The sequence below is a fragment of the Methylobacterium sp. WL6 genome, from assembly GCF_008040095.1.
Classification (GTDB): Bacteria; Pseudomonadota; Alphaproteobacteria; order Rhizobiales; family Beijerinckiaceae; genus Methylobacterium.
Genome location: NZ_VRVH01000269.1, coordinates 1 through 6,131, shown reverse-complemented (window position 1 = coordinate 6,131; position 6,131 = coordinate 1). Strand labels below are relative to the sequence as shown.

6 protein-coding genes are annotated in these 6,131 nt (G+C 66.9%); 2 read left to right on the top strand and 4 right to left on the bottom strand.

Translation table 11 applies throughout. From position 1 onward, the window contains the following. The 4 genes from FV230_RS23080 to FV230_RS23065 all read right to left on the bottom strand — a co-directional run. The coding region (locus FV230_RS23080) for an ABC transporter ATP-binding protein (RefSeq protein WP_147844062.1) at nucleotides 1-857 on the bottom strand (857 nt) is incomplete at its 3' end. Nucleotides 858-862: 5 nt separating this feature from the next. Beyond that, nucleotides 863-1,696: an ABC transporter permease gene (locus FV230_RS23075; RefSeq protein ID WP_243936178.1), complete on the bottom strand. Its 834-nt coding sequence runs from the start codon at nucleotides 1,694-1,696 to the stop codon at nucleotides 863-865. 86 nt (nucleotides 1,697-1,782) lie between these two features. Further along, the gene (locus tag FV230_RS23070) at nucleotides 1,783-2,727 is read right to left on the bottom strand and encodes an ABC transporter permease (protein ID WP_147844061.1); all 945 of its coding nucleotides are present in this window, start codon (nucleotides 2,725-2,727) and stop codon (nucleotides 1,783-1,785) included. After that, nucleotides 2,727-4,232 (bottom strand): ABC transporter substrate-binding protein, encoded by a 1,506-nt coding sequence (locus FV230_RS23065; RefSeq protein WP_147844060.1) that lies wholly within the window; start codon nucleotides 4,230-4,232, stop codon nucleotides 2,727-2,729. Before FV230_RS23065 ends, FV230_RS23070 begins: the two co-directional genes overlap by 1 nt. A 639-nt stretch (nucleotides 4,233-4,871) precedes the next feature. On the opposite strand from FV230_RS23065, the gene FV230_RS23060 reads away from it, so the two are divergent. Both FV230_RS23060 and FV230_RS23055 read left to right on the top strand, forming a co-directional pair. Further along, nucleotides 4,872-5,837 (top strand): glycosyltransferase family 2 protein, encoded by a 966-nt coding sequence (locus FV230_RS23060; protein ID WP_147844059.1) that lies wholly within the window; start codon nucleotides 4,872-4,874, stop codon nucleotides 5,835-5,837. Nucleotides 5,838-6,009: 172 nt separating this feature from the next. Beyond that, nucleotides 6,010-6,131, top strand: a 122-nt coding sequence (locus FV230_RS23055; RefSeq protein ID WP_147728792.1) for an NAD-dependent epimerase/dehydratase family protein, incomplete at its 3' end; no start/stop codon positions are given.

The window sequence follows — 6,131 nt, the reverse complement described above, 5'->3', positions numbered from 1 at the left end:
ATGTCGGGCGGCGCGCCCTCGATCTGGCGCAGGCGCCCGCGCCCGGCCCGGCCGCGGGTGAGGTCGGGGAGCGAGCGCAGCAGGCCGAGGGTGTAGGCGCTGCGCGGGTCGGCGAAGATGTCGTCCACCGGCCCGCGCTCGAGGATGCGGCCGGCATACATCACCTGCACCGTGTCGCTGATGCCGGCGACCACCCCGAGGTCGTGGGTGATCCAGATGATCGCCATGCCGATCTCGCGCTTCAGCTCCTGCACCAGGGCGACGATCTCGGCCTGCACCGTGACGTCGAGCGCCGTCGTCGCCTCGTCCGCGATGAGGAGCTTCGGGCGGCAGGCGATCCCGATGGCGATCATCACGCGCTGGCGCTGGCCGCCGGAGAACTCGTGCGGGTACTGGTCGAGGCGGCCGGCCGCGTTCGGGATGCGGACGAGGTCGAGCAGCTCCCGCGCACGCCGGCGCGCCGCGCGGGCGTCGAGGCCGAGATGGATGCGCAGCGGCTCGACGATCTGCGCCGCCACGGTCATGCCGGGGTTGAGCGAGCTCATCGGGTCCTGGAACACGAACCCGATCTCGCCGCCGCGGACTTTTCGGAGCGCCTTCTCGGGCAGGGTGAGCAGGTCGCGGCCCCGGAACAGCACCTGACCGCCGGTGATCCGGCCCGGCGGCCGCGGGATCAGGCCGAGCATGGCCAGCACGTGCACGCTCTTGCCGGAGCCCGATTCGCCGACGATGCCCAGCGTCTCGCCCTCGCGGAGCGCGTACGAGACGCCGTTGACGGCGTGGACCGCGCCGCCGTCGGTGTCGAAGGCGACGGCGAGGTCGCGGACCTCGAGCAGGGGCGTTTCGAGACGCGGCATGTCGCTCATGTGCGGCCCCGCGGATCCAGCGCGTCGCGCAGCCCGTCGCCGAGCAGGTTGAAGCCGAGCACGGCGAGGAAGATCGACAGGCCGGGCCAGATCGCCATCCACGGCGCCTGGTCGAGGAAGTTCTTGGCGACGTTGAGCATCGCGCCCCAGCTCGGCTCGGGGGGCTGCTGGCCGAGCCCGAGGAAGGACAGGCTCGCCTCGGCGATGATCGCCGCGGCGATGGTCAGCGTCGCCTGGACCAGGATCGCCGGCACGATGTTGGGCAGGATGTGCACCAGCGCGATCCGCCAGGGCGGGTTGCCGACCGAGCGCGCCGCCTCGACGAACTCCTCCGCCGCCACCGCCTGGACCTGCGCGCGGGTGAGCCGGACGAAGGTCGAGGTCGCCGAGAGGCCGATCGCCACCATCGCGTTGGTCAGGCTCGGGCCGAGGAAGGCCGCGAGCGCGATCGCCAGGATCAGGAACGGGATCGCCAGGAGCGCATCGGTGAGCCGCATGATCGCGCCATCGACCCAGCCGCCGGCATAGCCGGCGACGAGCCCGAGCGGCAGGCCGAGCGAGACCGCGAGCGCCACCGAGACGAGGCCGGCGCCGAGCGAGGCCCGCGCCCCGTAGACGATGCGGGCCAGCACGTCGCGCCCGACCTCGTCGCCGCCGAACGGGTGGGCCAGCGACGGCGCGGCACGCACCGCGCCCCAATCGGTCGCCGTCGGGTCGTAGGGCGCGATCCATCCGGCGAACGCCGCCATCAGCACCAGCCCGACGACGATGGCGAGCCCGACGACCGCGCTCCGCCGCGCCCGCAGCCGGCGCCAGAAGGCGCCGAGCATGCCGGGCTCGCGCGGGAGGGGCACCGCTCGTCCCCCCGCCACGGAGGGGGACGGCAACAGCGCGGCGGCGTCGCGATCCATCCCGCTCATGCCCGCCTCAGCTTCGGGTTGACCACGGCCGCCAGCACATCCGCCGCGAGGTTGAGGCCGACATAGGTGGCGGCGGTGCAGATCACGACGCCCTGCACGGTGGCGAAGTCGCGGTTGAACACCGCGTCGACCATCAGCTTGCCGAAGCCCGACACCGAGAAGATCTGCTCGGTGAGCACCGCGCCGGACAGGAGCTGCCCGAACTCGAGGGCGCCGAGCGTGATGATCGGGATCGCGGCGTTGGGCAGCGCGTGGCGCAGCACAAGGCGCAGCGGCGAGACGCCCTTGGCGCGGGCCGTGCGGACGTAGTCGGAGCCGAGCACGCCGAGCATCGCCGCCCGGGTGTGGCGCATCATCACCGCGCTGATCGCGTTGCCGAGCACGAAGGCCGGCATTGCCATCGCCTTGAGGTTCTCCCACAGGCTCTCCGAGGGCGGGACGTAGCCGGAGGCCGGCAGCCATCCGAGCTGCACCGAGAACAGCAGGATCATCAGGATGCCGAGCCAGAAGTTCGGGATCGACAGGCCCCAGAGCGCGACGCCGTTGGCCAAGGTGTCGGCCCAGGTGCCGCGGCGGGCGGCTGAGACGATGCCCATCGGCACGCCGATGGCCAGGGCCACCAGCATGGCGAGGCAGGCGAGCTCGAGCGTCACCGGCAGCTTCTCGAGGACGAGTTCCGAGACCGGCTTCTGCAGGCGGATCGACTCGCCGAGGTCGCCGGTCAGGACGCCCGCCGCCCAGTAGCCGTAGCGGACGGGGAGCGCCCGATCGAGGTGATACTTCTCGCGGATGAACGCGATCACCTCCGGGTCGCGCTCCTCGCCGGAGAGCGCGGTCGCGGTGTCGCCCGGCAGCAATTGCTGCAGGGCGAAGATGATCATCGAGGCGAGGACGAGCGTCGGGACCGCGAGCGCCAGGCGGCGGGCGAGGAAGCGCAGCATCAGTTCAGCTTGAGCCCGGTGAAGCGTGCCAGCCCGTCCGGGTAGGCGACGAAGCCCGAGAGCTTCTTGGTGTAGGCCCAGAGCAGCTTGCGATGCAGCAGGTAGAGGCCCGGGCGGTCGTTCAGGACCCGGTCGGCAAGCTGCTTCCAGGCGGCCTGCCGCTTCTGCGGGTCGACGGTGCCGCGCTCGGCCTGGAGCGCCGCGTCGGCCTCGGCGTTGCAGTAGCGGCTGTAGTTCAGCGGCGTCTTGCAGCCGAGGAAGCTGAAGGTGTTGCCGTCGGGGTCCGGTCGCCCGGACCAGGAATACAGGTAGGCCTCGAAGTTGCCCTTGTCGGCCATGTCGAGCAGCGTGGTGAAGTCGGCGGCCTGGATCCGGATGTCGAAGCCGGCCTCCCTGGCCATCGCCTGGATCACCTGCCCGACCTGCGGCGCCTCGCTGTTGGCGTAGACCGAGAGCGTGATCTGGGGTTTCGGCTGCCCGGCCTCGGCGAGCAGGGCCTTCGCCTTGGCGACGTCGCGCTTGGGCACCGGGTATTCGGTCACGTAGCTCGGGTGCTTGGGCGAGACCCACTGGTTGCCGGGCAGGAACTCGCCGTTGAACACCACCTGGTTGAGCGCGTTGCGGTCGATCGACAGGTCGAGCGCCTGGCGCACCTTCGGGTCGGCAAGCGCCGAGCCGGCTTTGGCGGGGTTCAGCAGGATCTCCTGGAAGCCGAGCTCGTAGACCGATCCGAGCGCGAGCTTGGCGTCGCGGCTGACCTGGGGGACGTCGGTCGGCGCCAGGCGCTCGAGCAGGTCGAGCTGGCCGGCGCGCAGGTTGGTCAGCCGCACGGTGGCATCGGGGATCGGGCGGAACTCGATCCGCTGGATCTGGATCTGGTCCTTGTTCCAGTAATCGGGAAAGCGCTCGACCACGATCCGGTCCTGCGGCACCCGCTCGACGAACCTGAAGGGGCCCGCGCAGACCGGCGCCGTCGAGAACTTGTCGCTGAGCCGCTCGGCGGCCTTGGGCGAGACCATCATCCCGGCCCGATCCGTGAACTGGGCGATCAGCGGCGCGAACGGCGTCTTCAGGTTGATCTTGAAGGTCAGGTCGTCGACCACCTCGACGGTGTCGATCGGCGCGATCTCGCCGCGGCGCTGCGAGCCCGGCATCTTGAGGTGCCGCTCGATCGAGAACTTGGCCGCCGCCGCGTTCAGCGGCTCGCCGTCATGGTACCTCACCCCCGGCCGCAGGTGCATGGTCAGGGTCTTCTCGTCGGGCGAAAGCTCCCATTGCGTGGCGAGCTGCGGCACCGGCTTCAGGTCGGGCCCGATGTCGACGAGCTTGTCGCAGAGCGCGGCGAAGACCATGCGGCTGGCGAACGTCCGCGCCAGCGTCGGATCGAGGGCGTCGGGGTCCTCCATCATGCCGTAGCGCAGGGTCTGCGCCGAGAGGACCGTGGACCAGAGCGGCAGGGAGACGAGCAGGCCCGCGATCAGGCAGGCGGCCGACAGACGCGACATCAGGACTTCCCGGGACGGACCAGAGTTTCGAGGCGGATGAGCGGAGCGTGGGCCGATGCACGGGATCAGGCAACCCCAAGCTGGCATTTCGCATTCCAGGCACCATCCGTGCCACCGACGGTTGCCGGTCGTTTCCGGGCGGCCGATCGGAGGCCGTATCGATCTCGATCCGCACGGCCTCGTCCTCGTCGACCAGACGGCGGCCGCCACCGACAGGCTCCGAGGCTCCGGTCGACGCCTCCGCGTGGTGCGCTGCCGCATCTGCGTGCCGCACGGGCACGACGAGACCGCCACCGCCGCCCTCCCAAAGACCCTGAAAGCCCTTCGACCCAGCATGGCCGGAAACGACCTTGGGAGGTCTCTGGATCGGTGCACGCGGTTTGCCGGATCGCAGGATCGCAGCGCTTCGATCGACCCGTTTCCTCGTCCGTTCCCTTCGGGCTAGATCGAAAGGCGTACGCGGCCTCTCCTGAAAATCTGTCATCTCGTCGAGGATTCAGCCTACCGTCAGGCTGGAAGATCGACGTGAACCATTGCAAAGCTTGATCTGCTTTATTTCATGGTCACGCAATATAGAGCGATCATATTTCTTTCTAGATTGTCTTTCGTCTGCTCGAAGATGCGGACTCGGAGGTACCGATGTCGGTGACAGTCATAGTGCCAACCCATAACCGCGCCAAGTACATAGAGGCGTGCATCGGAAGCGTGTTGGCGCAATCCCACGAGGACTTCGAGCTGATCGTCGTCGATGACGCGTCGACCGATGGGACCCATGAGATCCTCGCGGCTCTCGCCAAGAAGGATGCGAGGATCCATTTGTTGCGTCACCCGACGAACAGGGGCGGTCCTGCCGCCAGGAACTTGGGGCTGTCGCTTGCGAAATACCATCTGATTGCCTGCATGGACGACGACGACATCATGCTTCCGGACAGGCTGAAATCGCAAATCCGATTCATGGAAGAAAACCCGGACGTCAGCGTTCTGAGCTCGGCAGCATACATGATCGATGTCGACAACAAGATCATCGGAAAGAGCGTCCCGACCATTGATATGGAACGTGGGCTTGCAAGAAAAGACCCGGGCCTCATCGTCAATATCATCCATCCGACCGCGATGTATCGGCGCGATGTCGTTCTCGGCTTGGGCGGCTATCGGAACCATCTTCTCGATGATCGAGACTTGTGGGGGCGAATGGCGACCGCGGGCTTCAAGATCGCCGTGTCGCCCGAGCCTGTCTTGATGCATCGCCGGCATAGCAGCATCATGACGACGCGGATCAACGAGATCTTCGAAAACGGAGATTTCATCGATTTCAACATGATCAGGCGCCTGAACGGCAACACGGAAATAAGCCTGGAACAATATAGGGAAATGCTTCACTCACAATCGATCTGGAGAAAATGCCGCAATTGGAGATTGAAGAGATCCGCTGTCGCTTACAGAATAGCGACCCTGCACTACAGCAGCGGAAATTGGCTTCCGTTCATGAAAAACCTGGCCGTAGCGCTTTCGCTCAACCCGTCAAAGTACGTCGTGCGAACGATCGCGAAAAAGGGAAAATACCTGCTCAGAAAATCGACCCCCAAGCATATTCTACCGGCTTGAGATGATCTTTGTCATAAGAATCAAAGACGCCGGATCATGATGCATCGTTGTTCTTTGCGCATCGCGCGGCGTCATTTCAAGCTCATATCTCAGTGCAAGCTACCGGAGATGAAATCGGTGCTGCCGACGGGCTATTTCACCTGAAGCGTCGGAGCAGCTGACGGAGGCCGACATGCGCATCCTGGTGACCGGCGGCTGCGGCTTCATCGGCTCCGCCCTCGTGCTCCACCTGGTGCGCGACCTCGGCCACGACGTGCTGACGCTGGACGCGCTGACCTACGCGGCCAACCCGGT